Source organism: Fictibacillus sp. B-59209, from assembly GCF_036216745.1.
In the GTDB taxonomy this organism is placed as follows: domain Bacteria; phylum Bacillota; class Bacilli; order Bacillales; family Fictibacillaceae; genus Fictibacillus_C; species Fictibacillus_C marinisediminis.
In genome coordinates, this window is sequence record NZ_JARMMC010000014.1 from 1 (window position 1) to 17,473 (window position 17,473).

Genomic DNA, 17,473 nt, shown 5'->3' on the forward strand with positions numbered 1-17,473 from the left:
GTTCAGCCATACGCCGGCCAGCCGATGAGCCAGGGAATGCAAGTTCAGCCATACGGCAGCCAGCCGATGAGCCAGGGAATGCAAGTTCAGCCATACGGCAGCCAGCCGATGAGTCAGGGAATGCAAGTTCAGCCATATGGCGGCCATCCGATGGGCCAAGGAATGCAGGGTCAGCAAATGTATGGTGAATATCCGCCAGGTCAAGTTTCTCAAGGTTATGGTGATATGTCCGGAGGGCAAGTATCTTACGGCGGTAATCCCCCAGCGCAGCAAGGACAAATGGGTCAGATGCAAGGAATGCCAAATCCATACTCACAGGCGCAATACCGTGATGGCTCGTTAGACAGCCAAGATCAAGATGAAGAGTAATTCATACGGAGACGGTTTCAAAAAAAAGCGTCTCTTCTTAAGTAGCCTTACTGAGAAAGGGCTGGATATTAAAAACCATTATTTTGTGAAACACAATGTTTGTATTATTGAAACCAAAGCAGGAACTTATGTGCTTAAAGGGTTCTCCAGAAAGGAAGAATGTCAGGAGCAATTGAAGCTGTCCCGGTGGTATTCTCAGCAATCAAGTCCGATGATGGGAATATATACGGCTTTTCCGACCGGAAAGAAAATACATTACTATGGGAACATGTATTGGGGCATCATGCCTTTTTATAAAGGTGATGAACTTGATCTGAATGACGAAAAGGACATTAGAGACGGAATCCATGCGATTCGAAAGTTCCACCGCCAGAGTATCTTTCAGTCTGACTCCTATCTCTCGCTTCTATCGAGCTATTCACTTATCGAAAAGTGGACCAAACGATTTAATGCTTTTAAAAGAAATAGTAAAAAACATCATATTTCTCATGAGATGAGTGAAGCTTTTCAGGAGATGATTGGGTGGGGGAAATGGTCATTGAGCAAATTGAACCGAAGAGAACTGGAAAAAATGGAACAGAACGCAAGACAAAAGGGTGAAGTATGCCACGGAGATGTAGCTCCTCATAATTTTATGCGCTTAAGCGGGGACAACGTAATCTTAATCGATTACGACCTGTTTTCCGTCGTCCCGCATGATTATGACATTCTTCAATATGTAAACCGGATCATGCCATATTGGGATTGGTCCCCATCCATATTGCGAAAATGCCAAGACCCTGAACTGGAATCGCTTCTTCGTAAAAAATGGTTTTTAATCGCCCTTGTTTTTCCGACGGATCTATACAGAGAATGGAATCGTGCATTCGAAGCGGGGAAAGATCAGATCAAAGAAATGACGGCCTTTACAGAAGAAGATCTTCCGTTCCGGAGAAAGTTTATAAAAACAATACAGGAATTGATCAAGAATCCCACGTAATATCCAGAAATTATATGTCTTACCGGTATGTAACAGAGTAAAAAGAACCTCCGAATGCCATTCTAGTGGTGAAAGGAGGTTTTTGCATTGAAGATTTTACTAAGTGGAATAACGGTTCTTGCATTAACAGCAGGTCTGGTGGGCTGTAACAACAACAAAGGTGCGCTCGACCGCAACGATAATGATGTAAGGCCGATCGGATATTATTCCAACGAGGGTGACAACCGCGGTGATTTGGACCGCAGTAAAGGCCCTGTTACTGACATGATGGATAATAACCGTACCGACCATAATGTAACGTATCATGAGGACTATGATGGTGCGCTTGCCGAGAAGATCAGGAACCGTGTCAACAGTATGAACAATGTAGACGATGCTCACGTTATTTTGAATGATAACAACGTCATTGTCGGAATAGATACCAGTGAAAACGATAAAAGCGCTGTCAATCAGAGAGTGTATAGAGAAGTGAAAAAGCTGGTTCCCAATCGGGATGTTCGCGTGACAACTGATGACTCGATCGTGAATCGAATCAAAAACGTAGATAATAATCTCCGTGACGGCAAAACAACCAATGAAGTCAGCTCTGACATCAAGGGAATTATGGCGGATATCGGAAAAGCAGGCACCAACTTAGGAAATGCAGTTAAACGACCTTTCGAAAATAATCGTTAGAGAACAGAATTTTTTCTGTTCTCTTTTTTTATTTCTTTGAACAGAAGCATTGCGATTTTTGTGTTAAACTCCCCGTTCGGGCTGACTCTGTGATACAATACTGACAGAAACGTATGGTCGCTTTTTGTGATGTCTAGCTCCAGCGCTTGTCGGCGCTTCCGCTTTTCTAGAAGGAGAGAACATGATTGATTGAACATATAAATGGAAAGATTGAACACGTGTCTGCTGAATATGCAGTTCTTGAAGCCAATGGGATTGGTTACCAAATTTTTTGTCCGAATCCATTCATCTATCGTCCCGGTCAAGCTGAGACGATCTACACATATCATTATGTGAGGGAAGATTTGATCGCGCTGTATGGGTTTAAAACACGCAAAGAGCGAGATTTATTCTTAAAATTATTAAACGTATCAGGAATAGGCCCAAAAGGAGCCTTAGCCATCATGGCATTCGGACAGCCAGAACAAGTGATCCGGGCCATTGAAGCTGAGGATGAAGGGTTTCTTGTGAAATTTCCGGGTGTAGGGAAGAAGACGGCCCGCCAGATGATATTGGACCTTAAAGGAAAGCTTTCGATCTTCACTGAAGAGCCAATGGAGGGATTATTTGCCGGCCAGGTTTCCGACAGTTCTGAACAGCTTGATGAAGCGGTTGAAGCGTTAACGGCTTTAGGGTATGCCAAGAAAGAAATTAATAAAGTGCTGCCTTCCCTTAAAAAGGAAGATCTGACAACAGATCAGTACATAAGGAAAGCGCTGCAGAAGCTAGTGAACCATTAGGGGCGTGATCGCTTTGGACGACAGAATAGTATCGGGTGAAAGCTCAAAGGACGATTTTTTTGAATTGAGTTTGCGTCCGGAATATTTGCATCAATACATAGGCCAAGAAAAAGTAAAAGAAAATCTAAATATCTTTATTCAGGCGGCTAAGCTTAGAAATGAGGCCCTTGACCATGTTTTGCTATACGGGCCTCCGGGTCTTGGGAAAACAACGCTCGCATTTATCATTGCGAAAGAAATGAACGTCAATTTCAGAACGACAAGCGGACCCGCAATTGAGCGGCCGGGTGATCTGGCAGCTATCCTCACAGCACTTGAACCTGGGGATGTGCTGTTTATTGATGAAATTCACAGGCTATCAAGAGCGATCGAGGAAGTGCTCTATTCCGCGATGGAAGACTTCTGCCTGGATATTGTAATCGGAAAGGGCGAAACAGCTCGATCTGTCCGGCTGGATCTGCCTCCGTTTACGTTAGTAGGGGCGACTACCCGTGCCGGGTCTCTGTCCTCACCGCTCCGTGACCGATTTGGTGTGCTGGCACGTCTGGAATACTACAATAATGAAGATTTAACCGAAATTGTTACACGGACCAGTGAAGTATTTGGCATGAAGATTGACAGGCCGTCTGCCCAAGAGATAGCCCGCCGTTCAAGAGGGACGCCGAGGATCGCCAATCGTCTCTTCAAAAGAGTACGGGACTTTGCCCAGGTCGATGGGACGGATACGGTGAGTATCAGCCTCGCAGACAGGGCGCTGGAAATGCTTCAAGTTGACCGTTTAGGATTGGATCATATTGACCATAAATTATTACAAGGGATCATCCATAAATATAAAGGCGGCCCGGTAGGTCTTGAAACCATTTCAGCTACGATCGGTGAGGAATCCCATACGATTGAAGATGTTTATGAACCCTACCTGCTGCAGATTGGCTTTATACAGCGCACCCCAAGGGGGAGAGTGGTGACTGCCCTTGCTTATGAGCATTTTAATATGGAGGTGCCGAATCCTTAATGGGAATACCCCGGCTGTTAATACTGATGGGAGTCATCTTGATCATTATCGGTGGTTTATGGACGTTCGTCGGCAAGATTCCCGGCGACATCGTTTTTAAAAAAGGAAACACTACTTTTTATTTTCCCATCGTCACATCCATTATCATCAGCATTTTGCTGTCTTTGATATTTTATGTGATCGGGCGTTTTAAATAGTTAGAGAAACAGGAGAAGAAAATGGACATCAATTTGTTTGATTTTGAATTGCCGGAAGAGCTGATCGCTCAGACACCGCTGAAAGACCGGACGGCTTCAAGGCTCATGGTGCTTGACCCGGTAACCGGACAGATACAGCATAATACATTTAAAAATATAATCGATTATTTGAACCCGGGAGACTGTCTTGTCCTGAATGATACGAGAGTACTGCCGGCAAGACTGCTCGGAGAGAAAGAGGATACAAAGGCAAAGATTGAAATATTGCTGTTGAAAGAAACAGGCAGCGACACGTGGGAAACACTGGTGAAACCTGCAAAAAGAGTGAAACCGGGTACCGTTGTTTCTTTTGGAAACGGTCTGCTTAAAGCTGTTTGTCTGGAGGAAACGGATCAGGGCGGGCGTATCTTTAAATTTGAATATGAAGGTATTTTCTATGAAATTCTGGACGCTCTTGGCGAAATGCCGCTGCCTCCTTATATTAAAGAGCAGCTGGAGGAGCGGGAGCGGTATCAGACGGTTTTTGCTAAACACCAAGGGTCGGCAGCAGCCCCTACTGCGGGTCTTCATTTCACCGAATCCTTGCTTGAAGAGATAAAGAACAAAGGGATTCATGTTGCTTTTATCACGCTTCATGTGGGATTGGGAACTTTCCGTCCTGTTTCTGTTGAAGACATCGAAGAACACGACATGCATGCTGAGTATTACCAGCTGACAAAAGGCACGGCTGCACTTTTGAATGAAGTAAGAAACAATGGCGGCCGAATTATTTCGGTCGGTACCACATCAACCCGCACCCTTGAGACCGTCGCCGGAAAATACGATGAATTCAAAGAGGATTCAGGATGGACAGATATCTTCATCTATCCTGGGTATACCTTTAAGGCCATAGATGGAATGATTACGAACTTCCATTTGCCTAAATCTACATTGATTATGCTGATCAGCGCGCTTGCAGGCCGTGAAAATGTACTGAACGCCTATAATGAAGCTGTGCGTCAACGGTACCGCTTCTTTAGCTTTGGAGATGCCATGCTGATTTTGGAAGGGGAGTACAAACATGACAGCAGCCGTTCGGTATGAATTAATCAAAACTTGTAAGCAGTCAGGAGCGAGGCTCGGAAAAGTCCACACGCCCCATGGCGTATTTGAGACTCCGGTATTCATGCCGGTAGGAACACTCGCTACCGTTAAAACAATGAGCCCTGAGGAGTTAAAAGACCTTGGCGCCAATATTATTTTGAGCAACACGTATCATCTCTGGCTTCGTCCGGGACATGAGATCATCCGTGAAGCTGGCGGCCTTCATAAATTCATGAACTGGGACCGTTCCATCTTAACGGATTCCGGCGGTTTTCAGGTATTCAGCTTAAGTGATTTGAGAAAGATCACAGAAGAAGGCGTGCATTTCAGGAACCATCTGAACGGAGAAAAGCTGTTCCTGAGTCCTGAAGGAGCCATGGAGATTCAGAATGCCTTAGGCTCGGACATCATGATGGCATTCGATGAATGCCCGCCGTATCCAGCTGAGTATGAATACATGAAATCCTCTGTAGAAAGGACGAGCCGCTGGGCTGAAAGGTGTCTGGCTTCCCATGAACGTCCGAATGACCAGGGGCTTTTCGGAATCGTTCAGGGTGGTGAATACGAAGATCTACGCCGTCAAAGCGCAGAGGACCTTGTTTCTCTTGATTTTCCAGGTTACGCGGTCGGCGGGCTTTCTGTCGGTGAACCTAAGGATGTTATGAACCGAGTGCTAGAATTTACGACGCCGTACCTGCCTGACAACAAACCAAGGTATTTAATGGGTGTCGGATCGCCTGACTCGCTGATTGATGGAGCGATCCGCGGTATTGATATGTTTGACTGCGTACTGCCTACACGTATTGCAAGAAACGGAACGCTTATGACAAGTGAAGGCCGCCTCGTCGTCCGGAATGCGAAATATGCACGTGATTTCAGGCCTCTTGATGAAAATTGTGATTGCTATACGTGCCGAAACTATTCACGTGCTTATATCCGCCATCTGGTGAAGAGCAATGAAACGTTTGGTTTCAGGCTCACAAGTTACCATAACCTTTATTTTTTGGTAAACTTAATGGAGCAGGTGAAGCAGGCCATCCGCGAGGACAGGCTGCTTGATTTCCGTGAAGAATTCTTTGAACAATACGGATTTAATAAACCCAACGCCAAAAACTTTTAATGGATGTTTAACTAATAGAAAGGGGTGAAATAAATGGGTTCTTTAGGTTCTCTTTTACCAATTTTACTGATGTTTGTTATTTTTTACTTTTTGCTGATCAGACCTCAGCAGAAAAGACAAAAAGCGGTTAAAACCATGCAGAGTGGCTTGAAAAAAGGTGATCACGTTGTAACTATCGGCGGTCTCCATGGCACAATTGAAGTGCTGGAAGAAAACACGGTGGTTATTAAATCGAAGGACGGTTCAGCGCTTACGTTTGACCGTAACGCGATCCGTGAATCAAGAGAAGTACAATAAAATAAAAAATGGCAGAAGCCCCGTTGCTTCCTGCCATTTTTTATTGAGCTATTTATGGCTGCTGAAATTGACGCCCATGATGGCTCCCAGCATACAAAGGAGTAAAAAGATTCCGTGATACATGTACTGCATGGATGTAAATGTGGTTTGGTATCCTAAATATTGCACTAAAAACACGAGCAAGGAGAAAAGCAGGGCTGTACCGGAACCAAGCATAATGCCTTTTTCTTTTCCCTTTTTACCTGAAAGAAATCCTCCAATAAAGAGAGAAAGAAAGGAAAGACCAGTCGTCACCCATTTTAAAGATGATTCTGTCAGAGAGGTGAACCGCAATAGAAGAGAAAGAATAAGACTGCTTATGATAATGGCAACTAAAATTGTGGCAACACCTTTTATCATTGAAGAAAACATATGTCGAACAGCCACTTGGATTCGTCCTCCTTTACATACAAGCCTTCCTTATATCCATATTCACCGTCCCGAAAAATAGACGAACATTTTTTGTCCTTCTCCCTGGAAAATGCCCATTATTTAATTCAATTACCAAAACATTCGCCTCATGTTCATTCATCACGATGGTCAAACTAATTATGATGAAAATGAAAGGAGGGAAAGCAATGGAATATTATACAATTATTTTGAGGACAATCTTTGTTTATTTTATTTTGATTGGCGTATTTCGGTTGATGGGAAAACGGGAAATTGGAAAATTATCTGTACTTGACTTTGTTGTTTCCATTATGATCGCCGAACTGGCGGTCATCTCGATTGAAGATCCGAAAGTACCGATGCTTAAGCATCTGGTTGGAATTTTTGTACTGTTTCTCATTCAAATTTTCCTTGCGTTCCTTTCATTAAAAAGCAAAAAGGTTCGAGAGATCGTTGACGGCAAGCCTTCCATTATCATTGAGAACGGACAAATTAATGAATCTGAAATGAAAAAACAGCGCTATAATTTTGATGACCTGCTGACTCAATTAAGGGAGAACAACATAAAGAATGTGGCGGATGTAGAATTTGGAATTCTGGAATCAACAGGGAAGCTTTCCGTCATTACAAGAGAAGTTGAGTGTGACAGGAAAACAAATTCAGCAGTAAGCCCGCTCCCTCTGGTGTTCCCGGTGATATTGGATGGGAAAATTCAGGAAGACCATCTAAAAAAACTGGATAAAACCTCTTTATGGCTACGCCAGGAACTGCGCAAGATGGGAATCAGGGATACAAAAAATATCTCTATCTGTACGATAAATAATAATGACTCGCTGTATGTAGACAAAAAAGATGATTAAAGCCTCTCTAGAGTTCGAGAGGCTTTGTTTTATGCAATCCATCTTTTAATTAGCGGAAGGTGAGCGAGGTCTTCTCTCTTCACCAAGCGGAAAAACAACAGAGCAAGAAGATAAACGATACTTGTTAAGACGAGGCAGAGGCACATTCCTGCCACCCTTGAGAACTGAGGGAAGATATACGTATAGATGAGCTGTGAAACAAATCCGGTGATCATGATGGAAAAGAAACCGTAGATGAAATCCTTAGCTTTGATCGTATAGCTGATCGCTTTGGCCACACTTGCAAAATGAAGGAGAGTGACTACGACGATGCCTAGAACGATGGCCATGGCCACACCCATGATGCCGAATTCAGGCCTTGTAGCAAGAGCAAAGACAGCAGCAAGTTTGACGGCTGATCCGATCAGGCTGTTCATCATAGCCGCTCTGGCAAGATTCATGGCCTGTAACACTGCCTGAAGAGGCCCCTGAAAATATAAAAAGAAAAACAGCGGTGTCATGACCTTTAAATAAGAAGCAGAAGCAGGAGAGTTATACATAAGGTCCATGATTGGAACGGCATACACGTAGGTAATTACTGCGGCGATGCCTCCAGACAGCATGGAAAGCCGCAAAGACTGATTCAGCCGGTGTTCAATCAAGGAATACTTTTTATTGGCGTTTGCTTCACTGATGGCAGGGACGAGTGAAACAGATAACGAATAGGTAATAAATGTAGGCAAGTAAAGCAAGGGAATGACATAACCTGCCAGTTCCCCGTACTGTCTTGTTGCGGCAATGATGCTCACCCCGGCAATCGCCAGACTTCGAACAACCACAATCGGTTCAAAAAAGTAAGAAACAGAACCAATCAGCTGGCTTCCGGTGGTCGGAAGAGCGATTCCGAGCAGTTCGTTTAATGTGGAGCGACCGCCTTTTAGCTGTCCGAAAAATCCTTTTCGGACCTTCATGTTTTTTTTTAACTTAAACATGGAGAACATATATAAAAGGGAAGCGAGCTCTCCGATGATAACTGAGATCATCGCTCCGGCCGCTGCATACTCGACACCATAAGGAAGAAAGAGTCCGGTAAGAAGTGCTACAAGAGTAATCCGCACAATCTGCTCAATGACCTGGGAATAGGCGGAAGGACGCATGTTCTGAAGTCCTTGAAAGTATCCTCTCAGCACAGAAGATGCAGCGATGACGGGCACTACCGGTGCAATTGCGATTAAAGGGTAAAAGGTTCTTTTGTCTGTAAAGAAATAATGAGACAATATAGGAGCAGCCGCGATCATGGCAGTTGTAAAAATGATGCTGAGCACACCAGTTACGGCCAGGGAGACGATCAGTATCTTTTTGATCTTTTTGCGGTCGCCTTTCGCATCGGCTTCGGCCACTAGTTTAGAGATGGCGATGGGAAGCCCCATTCGTGTCAAGGTGATGGCTAATAGCATCGTCGGCACAGCCATCATATAAAGGCCGACGCCTTCCTGTCCCATCACCCGGGCGACAACTATGCGATTGATAAACCCAAGGATCCGTGTGATCAATCCGGCGAGAATGAGCAGCAGTGTTCCCTGGATAAGGGTTTGTTTTGACATATCGGGCCCTACTTTCTTATCAGATATGAGTTTGACATCGGTTTTCCGTGTAACCCATTTATATGGAGAAAATGGACAAAGCATGACAAGTTGTTTTTTATCCGCAAAACGCAGGAGAGGTGAACGAATCATTGGATGTGATGAGTTTTGAAGACATGAAAACAGAGGTTGAACCAGCTCTGCAATGCAAAGCTGAAGAGTTTCATTTTCTTGGGTACGAGAGTGTTTCGAATGAAGAAGTATGGAATTGTGTGATGCGTAAGGCTCAAAAGAAAAAAGAGGAAGCAAAATTGCATGTTCTTGTTGGTCTGATACTTGGTTTATCATTGACCGATTTTATGAACTGGCTGACACTCGAAGCGTTTAAGAGGGATGTGGAATAAAAGGGCCATCCCCGGCGGGGTACCCTTTTTTGCTGCTTATCAAAGAAACGCAAAAGATAGGATTATGTAAAGTTTTACAAAGTTTTCGGAATGAAATTGACAGAAAAAAACAACTGTCGCTATAATGGGGAAGATTGCACTTTTCTATACATATTCATTATCGTGCTTAAAAGTGTGTCGGCAGCATGAAGGAGGAAAGAAGGAATGGTGAAGAAGAGCAAGATCCTTACATTTTTTATAATCCTTGCCGTAATTGTTGGTCTGATCGGCATGACAACAAAGGGGATTGTAAATAATATTAAGCTCGGTCTGGATTTACAAGGGGGATTTGAAGTACTTTACGATGTAAAACCAGCCAAAGAAGGCCAAAAGATTACAAACGATGTTCTAAAAAGTGCGGTAGAAGCACTCGATCGACGGGTAAACGTACTTGGTGTTTCGGAGCCGAACATCACAATCGAAGGGAAAAATCGGATCCGGGTTCAGCTTGCAGGAATCAAGGATCAGAACAAAGCAAGAAAACTCCTTTCTACACAGGCTCAGTTGACCTTCAGAGATGTCAATGACAAGGTATTGCTTGATGGATCGGACCTTAAAGGCGGCGGTTCAAAAGTAACCTTTGACCAGAACAATCCGAACCAGCCGATCGTTCAGCTGACTCTGAAAGATCCGAATAAGTTTGCTAAAGTAACGAGAAAAGTCATGAACATGGGGCCTGGACAAAATCAGCTCGTCATCTGGCTTGATTATAAAAAAGGCGATTCATATAAAGAAGAGGCGACAAAGAAAAAACCTAAATTTATCTCTGCGCCATCTGTCACTAAAGAATTGGATCAGAAAACTGTCGTTATTACTGGGCATTTTTCCCAGGAAGAAGCGAACAACCTGTCTTCTATCCTGAATGCCGGAGCACTTCCTGTGAAATTGGATGAAAACTATTCGAATTCTGTTGGTGCTAAATTCGGGAAACAGGCTTTGGATGAAACGGTCACTGCCGGAATTATCGGTATTGCTCTCGTCTTCCTTTTTATGGCGTTTTACTACCGGTTCCCAGGCCTTATCGCTATTGTCACACTCAGTTTTTATATTTATTTAAACCTTCTCATTTTTGATTGGATGGATGCGGTACTGACTCTTCCAGGAATCGCTGCCTTTATCCTTGGAGTAGGTATGGCTGTAGATGCAAATATTATAACCGCTGAAAGAATTAAAGAAGAAATTCGTTCCGGAAAATCAATCGCTTCCGCTTATAAGTCGGGGTCAAAGCGCTCGTTTGCTCCGATCTTTGATGCGAATTTAACCTCCATCATCACAGCAGCAGTTCTATTTGCATATGGTACAAGTTCAGTTAAGGGATTCGCTCTCGTACTAATTGTGAGTGTTGTAACCAGCTTCTTTACCAATGTGTACGTATCCCGAATTTTGCTGGGCCTCTGGGTAAACAGCAAGTTCTTGAACAAAAAACCGGGTTACTTCGGAGTGAAAGAGAGTGATATACATGAGCTTTAGAAACCCGAATTTTCATTTTGATGTTGTAAAACAGCGGAAGAAATTTTTTATTTTCTCCTCTCTTTTAACCATCGTAGGGCTCATTTGCCTTTTAACCATAGGTTTGAAATTAAGTATCGATTTTGAAAGCGGAACGAGGGTTGAAATCAGCGGGAACCATTTAAAAGCTGCTGAGCTCAAGAAAGATTTTGAAGACTTAGGTCTTAAACCGGATGGCCAGCCGCTGATCTCTGGTAAAAATAGTGACAGAGCGACAGTATCCTTTGTTGGTATGCTCTCACGTGAAGAAGTGGCAAAAGTGAATACGGCCATTAAACAGAAATACGGAGATGAGCCGAACATCAATACAGTATCACCAACGGTTGGCCGGGAAATGGCCAGGAATGCGATCATTTCTGTACTGATTGCCTCCATCGGAATCATCATCTACATCAGCCTGCGTTTTGAATGGCTAATGTCATTGGCAGCGATTGTTGGATTATTGCACAACGCATTTTTGATTGTAGCCGTGTTCAGCATTCTGCGGCTTGAAGTGGATCTTACGTTTATAGCAGCCGTATTAACCATCGTAGGTTACTCGGTACATGATACGATCATCACGTTTGACCGAATCCGCGAAAACATGAAGTTTACGAAGGTGAAAAATGTTGAGACCCTCTACAAGGTGATCAACGACAGTATTATGCAGACTCTTACCCGTTCCATTAATACGGTATTTGCAGTAGTGCTCACGGTAGTTGCATTGCTGATCTTCGGAAACGCGTCCATCATGAACTTCTCGATCGCCCTGTTGATCGGACTGGTTTTTGGAACGTATGCATCTATTTGTATTGCTTCTCAGCTCTGGTTTGTACTTAAATCCAGACAGTTGAAAAAACTTAAATTCAGTTCTGCCAATAATCAGGCATAGGAATTCATTGTCACCTCGTAACCCATTTTGTATAATAAATAGGTTATGAGGTGATTTTTTTATGTTGAAAGCACGAACGAGGTGGAATGTCCGAACTTTAGATGAAGATAAAGTAAAGGAATTAGCCTCTTCTTTAAAAATCCCAAAGTTAGTAGCCAACCTATTAGTTGCAAGGGGAATGGAAACAAAAACTAGTGCTGAACAGTTTTTGTCCAGTGGAACGGAGGCTTTTTATGATCCCTTCTTAATGGATGGGATGAGAGAAGCTGTTGATCGGATCCAACAGGCTGTTGCCAGCCAAGAAAAGATTCTTATTTTTGGTGATTATGATGCAGATGGAGTAAGCAGTACATCTGTTATGGTATATACATTAAAGGCGTTAGACGCCAATTTTGATTTTTACATACCAAATCGTTTTACAGAAGGCTATGGACCAAATGAACCCGCGTTAAGATGGGCGAAGGAACAAGGTTTCAGTCTTGTTATTACAGTCGATACGGGGATTTCAGCTGTGAATGAAGCACGTGCGGCGAAAGAGATGGGACTGGATTTTATCATTACTGACCATCATGAGCCTCCTCCTGTTCTGCCTGATGCTTATAGTATTATCAATCCCAAAAAACCTGGATGCCCATATCCTTTTAAAGGGCTGGCGGGAGTAGGTGTCGCGTTCAAAGTTGCGCATGCTCTGCTTGGCAAAGCTCCGCTGCACTTATTGGATATTGCCTCCATTGGCACGATTGCTGATCTGGTTCCTCTTGTGGATGAAAACCGCATCATTGCAAAAGAAGGAATAAAGGCACTGGAGAGAACCACTAAGACAGGATTAAAAGCACTTTTCGAGGTTGCTGGTTTAAAAGATACGGTGCTGAATGCAGAGCATGTAGGGTTTGCGATTGGCCCCCGTGTTAATGCGGTTGGAAGACTGGATTCTGCAGTTCCTGCGGTTGAGCTTTTTACGACTGATGACAAGGAAGAAGCTGCCATGCTTGCCGCTGAAATTGATCAATTGAACAAAACACGTCAAACCATTGTATCTGAGATCACAAAGGAAGCCATTGAATTGGTGGAACAAAAGTATCCACCTGATAAAAACAATGTTCTTGTTGTCGCAAAGGAAGGATGGAACGCAGGAGTCATCGGTATCGTAGCTTCCCGGCTAGTCGAACAATTTTACCGTCCGACAATCGTTTTAAGCATCGATGAAGAGAAGGGCCTTGCCAAAGGATCGGCAAGGAGCATTGAAGGCTTTGATATGTTTGAGAACTTATCGCTGAGCCGTGATATACTTCCACACTTTGGAGGGCATCCTATGGCGGCAGGCATGACTTTGGCCGTAAGTGATCTGGATGAACTGAGAAGCCGGCTTAACCGCCAGGCTGGTGAACAATTAACAGAAGAAGATTTTAAACCCGTGACTTCTATTGATTTGGAATGCTCACTTGATGAAGTATCCATTGAAACCATTGAACAAATGAACAAATTGGCTCCTTTTGGCGTCAGTAACCCTACTCCGCGCGTACTGATACCTGATGTTAGAATCAGCGAGATCAAGAAGATCGGCAGCCAGTCCAACCATTTGAAAATACAATTCTCAGATGGCAAATCGAAGCTGGATGCGATTGGTTTTCATAAAGGCCCGCTAATGGATGAGCTAAGCTATCATTCCCCGCTCTCAGCGGTAGGAGAGCTATCAATCAATGAATGGAACGGGTTCCGGAAACCGCAGCTTATGCTTAGTGATCTGGCCGTAAAAGAATGGCAATTATTTGATCTGAGAGGGATAAGGGACGCTCAGAAAAAACTGTCCGGCCTCCCTAAGGACAAGGTTCTTCTCATCGCCTTTGAGGCAGATACGAAGGAACATCCTGCGTTTTCAGACTTGAAAGAGCAGATCCGGCTTTATCCGCAGGAAAAAGAAAGCCTGAATTTTGAAGAAAAGTATGTTGTTTTTCTCGATGTTCCAAAAACAAGGGAAGAATTCTTTTATCTTCTGGAAAGCAATCCAGAACCCGAAAGAACATATGTCATCTTCCACCAGGAAAATGATCAGTTCTTTTCCACTGTTCCGACAAGAGAGCAGTTCAGATGGTTTTATGCGTTCTTAACCAAACGTAAAACATTTGATGCCAGCAAGCACGGAGAGGAACTGGCTAGACTTAAGGGATGGTCGCGTGAAGCAGTGCCATTTATGTCAAAAGTGTTTTTTGAGCTGGATTTTGTTACAATAGAAGATGGTGTTATTTCGATTAATGATCGTCCTGACAAAAAAGACCTGAAGCATTCATATACATATAGGAGTAAATTAGAACAAGCGGAGATTGAAAATCAACTTGTCTATTCATCCTATCAGGATTTGAAGAACTGCTTTGATCAGTATAAAGGGAAATAATCAGGCGTTGATACAGGAGGAAAAAAGAAGATGGATTACAAAAAATATATCTCTGTAGTGGAAGATTTTCCGCTTAAGGGTATTCGGTTTAAAGATATTACCACACTTATGCAAGATGGCGAAGCTTACGCTAAAGCTGTAGATGATATTGCAGAATATGCAAAGGATCTAAACATAGATGTTATCGTAGGTCCCGAAGCGAGGGGCTTTATTGTTGGCTGCCCGGTTGCTTATAAATTGGGGCTTGGTTTTGTGCCGGTTCGAAAAGATGGAAAACTTCCTCGTGAAGTGGTAAAAGTAAGCTACGGCCTTGAATACGGCAAAGACGTGCTGACAATGCACAAGGATTCTATTAAACCGGGACAAAGAGTCCTGATTACGGATGACCTGCTTGCGACAGGTGGAACAATCGGTGCGACCATTCAACTTGTAGAAGAACTTGGTGGAGTTGTCGCAGGGATAGCTTTCATGATTGAACTTACGTATTTGGACGGACGAAAAAAGTTATCCGGATATGATATTTTTACGTTAACGCAATATTAAAAGATGGAAAGGGTGCTCTCTGAAAACAGAGTACTCTTTCTTTTTCATATGGAATTGTAAATAAAGGAAATTCGACATTTTTCGTTTTTTACTTTACAGCTTCACTTTTTTTCATGATAATAGAAGCAATATACAATTTTTGACGTTAGGTGATTTTCAATGACCATAGATGAAGTGTTACAAAACGCGGAAAGCTATCTTTCCCATGACGATATACAGCTTTTACGAAAAGCGTATGAATACGCTAAAGAAGCGCATGAAGGCCAGTTTCGAAAATCGGGTGAACCATACATTCAGCATCCGGTTGAAGTAGCTGGTATTTTGGTCGATCTTCAAATGGATCCGGTAACTGTTGCAGCCGGGTTTCTTCATGATGTAGTGGAAGACACGCCGATTACGCTGAAAGATATCAGCGACCGGTTCAATGAAGAAGTGGCCATGCTTGTTGATGGCGTCACGAAGCTGAAGAAGATCAAGTTTAAGTCAAAAGAAGAGCAGCAAGCCGAAAATCACCGTAAAATGTTCGTAGCAATGGCCCAGGATATCCGCTGTATTTTGATTAAACTCGCAGACCGTCTTCATAATATGCGGACACTTAAGCATATGCCAAAAGAAAAACAGATTCAGAAAGCTAATGAAACACTTGAAATATTCGCTCCATTGGCACACAGGCTCGGAATTTCTACCATTAAATGGGAACTAGAGGATGTTTCTTTAAGGTATCTTAATCCACAGCAATACTATCGAATTGTAAACTTAATGAAGCAAAAGCGCGCAGAGCGTGAGCAATACGTCCAGGAAGTAATGGGAGAGATCAGCAGCCGGCTTTCCGAGGTTCAGATCAAGGCGGATATCTCCGGACGTCCGAAGCATATTTACAGCATCTACCGAAAAATGGTGAAGCAGAACAAACAGTTTAATGAAATCTATGATCTGCTTGCAGTGAGGGTTATCGTTCATAACATTAAAGACTGCTATGCCGCGTTAGGCATCATTCATACTGCCTGGAAGCCGATGCCGGGACGGTTCAAAGATTATATCGCTATGCCGAAAGCCAATATGTATCAGTCTCTTCATACGACAGTGATCGGCCCTAAAGGAGATCCTCTCGAAGTGCAGATCCGTACAAGCGAGATGCACAGAGTAGCCGAGTACGGGATCGCGGCTCACTGGGCGTATAAAGATGGTTCCAAGAAGGCTCCGGTCAACACGTTTGAAAATAAGTTAACGTGGTTCAGGGAGATCCTTGAGTGGCAGAACGATGTGGCAGATGCCGAAGAATTCATGGAATCTCTAAAAGTGGATTTGTTTTCAGACATGGTGTTCGTGTTCACGCCAAAAGGTGATGTAATCGAACTTCCTGCCGGTTCGGTTCCTCTTGATTTTGCTTATCGCATCCATACAGAGATCGGCAACCGCTGCATCGGTGCCAAAGTGAATGGCAAGATGGTAACCCTTGATTATACGCTGAAGACCGGTGACATTATTGAGATCATGACGAGCAAGCATTCCTACGGGCCGAGCCAGGACTGGCTGAAGATCACGCAAAGCTCTCATGCCAAAAATAAAATCCGCCAGTTCTTCAAGCGGGAACGCCGTGAAGAGAACGTCGCCAAAGGGAAAGAAATGATCGAAAAAGAAGTTACCGGACGGGGCTTCGAACTGAAGGATGTCTTCACACAGGAAAATCTTCAGACGGTTATTAGAAAATATAATTTTGCGAACGAAGAAGATATGTATGCTGCTGTCGGTTATAACGGAATTACCGGTGCACAGATCGCGACACGCCTGACGGACAAACTCCGCCGCAAAAAAGATCAGGAACAGGACAACAAAGAAATCCTTGATGCCATTTCAGAATCGAAGAGCTTGCCATCAACCAAAAAAACTGATTCAGGAATCGTCGTGAAAGGGATAGACAACCTTCTGATCCGTCTTTCCAAATGCTGCAATCCTGTACCTGGGGATGACATCGTCGGTTATATTACTAAAGGGCGCGGAGTTTCGGTACACCGCAAAGACTGTGTTAACGTCAACACAGATGATGCACAGGTTAGGCTACTGCCGGTAGAATGGGAAGGCAGCATCGAAAAACCGAAGAGCTACAATGTGGATATTGAAATCAGCGGCTTTGATCGAAGAGGCCTGCTCAATGAGGTTCTTCATGCTGTAGGCGAAACCAAGACGAACATTACAGCCGTATCAGGCCGTTCAGACCGCAACAAGATGGCGACGATTAGTATGTCCATTTCCATTCACAATGTAAACCACCTGCAAAAAGTGGTGGAACGGATTAAACAGATACCGGACATTTATGCGGTCCGCCGAGTGATGCAATAAAGATACAATTAAA

At 43.6% G+C, this 17,473-nt stretch carries 15 protein-coding genes and 2 pseudogenes; 15 read left to right on the top strand and 2 right to left on the bottom strand.

What is annotated here, in order from left to right; translation table 11 throughout:
- The 9 genes and pseudogenes from P4361_RS08975 to yajC all read left to right on the top strand — a co-directional run.
- Positions 1-369, top strand: a pseudogene (locus P4361_RS08975) (hypothetical protein); the annotation flags it as partial.
- Complete coding sequence (locus P4361_RS08980) at positions 359-1,348, top strand: phosphotransferase (protein WP_328089102.1); 990 nt, start codon at positions 359-361, stop codon at positions 1,346-1,348. The pseudogene P4361_RS08975 and the gene P4361_RS08980, both read left to right, overlap by 11 nt.
- A gap of 87 nt (positions 1,349-1,435) precedes the next feature.
- Positions 1,436-2,023: a YhcN/YlaJ family sporulation lipoprotein gene (locus P4361_RS08985; protein ID WP_256226193.1), complete on the top strand. Its 588-nt coding sequence runs from the start codon at positions 1,436-1,438 to the stop codon at positions 2,021-2,023.
- A gap of 185 nt (positions 2,024-2,208) precedes the next feature.
- Positions 2,209-2,802 (top strand): Holliday junction branch migration protein RuvA, encoded by a 594-nt coding sequence (ruvA, locus tag P4361_RS08990; protein ID WP_256226191.1) that lies wholly within the window; start codon positions 2,209-2,211, stop codon positions 2,800-2,802.
- 13 nt (positions 2,803-2,815) lie between these two features.
- Positions 2,816-3,814 (top strand): Holliday junction branch migration DNA helicase RuvB, encoded by a 999-nt coding sequence (gene ruvB, locus P4361_RS08995; RefSeq protein WP_328089105.1) that lies wholly within the window; start codon positions 2,816-2,818, stop codon positions 3,812-3,814.
- The gene (locus P4361_RS09000) at positions 3,814-4,011 is read left to right on the top strand and encodes a DUF2905 domain-containing protein (RefSeq protein WP_328089106.1); all 198 of its coding nucleotides are present in this window, start codon (positions 3,814-3,816) and stop codon (positions 4,009-4,011) included. Before ruvB ends, P4361_RS09000 begins: the two co-directional genes overlap by 1 nt.
- Positions 4,012-4,032: 21 nt before the next feature.
- On the top strand, positions 4,033-5,094 hold the full coding sequence (queA, locus tag P4361_RS09005; RefSeq protein ID WP_328089107.1) for a tRNA preQ1(34) S-adenosylmethionine ribosyltransferase-isomerase QueA: 1,062 nt from the start codon (positions 4,033-4,035) through the stop codon (positions 5,092-5,094).
- Positions 5,072-6,214 (top strand): tRNA guanosine(34) transglycosylase Tgt, encoded by a 1,143-nt coding sequence (gene tgt / locus P4361_RS09010; RefSeq protein WP_328089108.1) that lies wholly within the window; start codon positions 5,072-5,074, stop codon positions 6,212-6,214. The genes queA and tgt overlap by 23 nt, the downstream gene beginning before the upstream one ends.
- Before the next feature lie 33 nt (positions 6,215-6,247).
- Positions 6,248-6,511: a preprotein translocase subunit YajC gene (gene yajC / locus P4361_RS09015; protein WP_328089109.1), complete on the top strand. Its 264-nt coding sequence runs from the start codon at positions 6,248-6,250 to the stop codon at positions 6,509-6,511.
- 48 nt (positions 6,512-6,559) lie between these two features.
- Here yajC and P4361_RS09020 read toward each other — a convergent pair whose 3' ends face one another.
- Entirely contained in the window at positions 6,560-6,922 is a 363-nt protein-coding gene (locus P4361_RS09020; protein WP_053358516.1) for a TIGR04086 family membrane protein, read from the bottom strand.
- Between the two features lie 206 nt (positions 6,923-7,128).
- On the opposite strand from P4361_RS09020, the gene P4361_RS09025 reads away from it, so the two are divergent.
- Complete coding sequence (locus P4361_RS09025) at positions 7,129-7,800, top strand: DUF421 domain-containing protein (RefSeq protein ID WP_053357721.1); 672 nt, start codon at positions 7,129-7,131, stop codon at positions 7,798-7,800.
- 29 nt (positions 7,801-7,829) lie between these two features.
- Here the strand turns inward: P4361_RS09025 and spoVB are convergent, their stop codons facing one another.
- The gene (gene spoVB / locus P4361_RS09030) at positions 7,830-9,383 is read right to left on the bottom strand and encodes a stage V sporulation protein B (RefSeq protein WP_328089110.1); all 1,554 of its coding nucleotides are present in this window, start codon (positions 9,381-9,383) and stop codon (positions 7,830-7,832) included.
- A gap of 119 nt (positions 9,384-9,502) precedes the next feature.
- Here spoVB and P4361_RS09035 point away from each other — a divergent pair, with 119 nt between their 5' ends.
- The 5 genes and pseudogenes from P4361_RS09035 (at position 9,503) to P4361_RS09055 (ending at position 17,460) form a co-directional block, all read left to right on the top strand.
- Positions 9,503-9,766, top strand: a complete 264-nt coding sequence (locus P4361_RS09035; RefSeq protein ID WP_231689225.1) for a post-transcriptional regulator — start codon at positions 9,503-9,505, stop codon at positions 9,764-9,766.
- Between the two features lie 204 nt (positions 9,767-9,970).
- Positions 9,971-12,185, top strand: a pseudogene (gene secDF, locus P4361_RS09040) (protein translocase subunit SecDF).
- A 61-nt stretch (positions 12,186-12,246) separates the two neighbouring features.
- Entirely contained in the window at positions 12,247-14,577 is a 2,331-nt protein-coding gene (gene recJ, locus P4361_RS09045; protein ID WP_328089111.1) for a single-stranded-DNA-specific exonuclease RecJ, read from the top strand.
- Positions 14,578-14,607: 30 nt separating this feature from the next.
- Positions 14,608-15,120, top strand: coding sequence for an adenine phosphoribosyltransferase (locus P4361_RS09050; RefSeq protein ID WP_053357724.1), 513 nt, complete (start codon positions 14,608-14,610; stop codon positions 15,118-15,120).
- Between the two features lie 159 nt (positions 15,121-15,279).
- Positions 15,280-17,460: a RelA/SpoT family protein gene (locus P4361_RS09055; RefSeq protein WP_062234214.1), complete on the top strand. Its 2,181-nt coding sequence runs from the start codon at positions 15,280-15,282 to the stop codon at positions 17,458-17,460.
- Positions 17,461-17,473 lie beyond the last annotated feature (13 nt).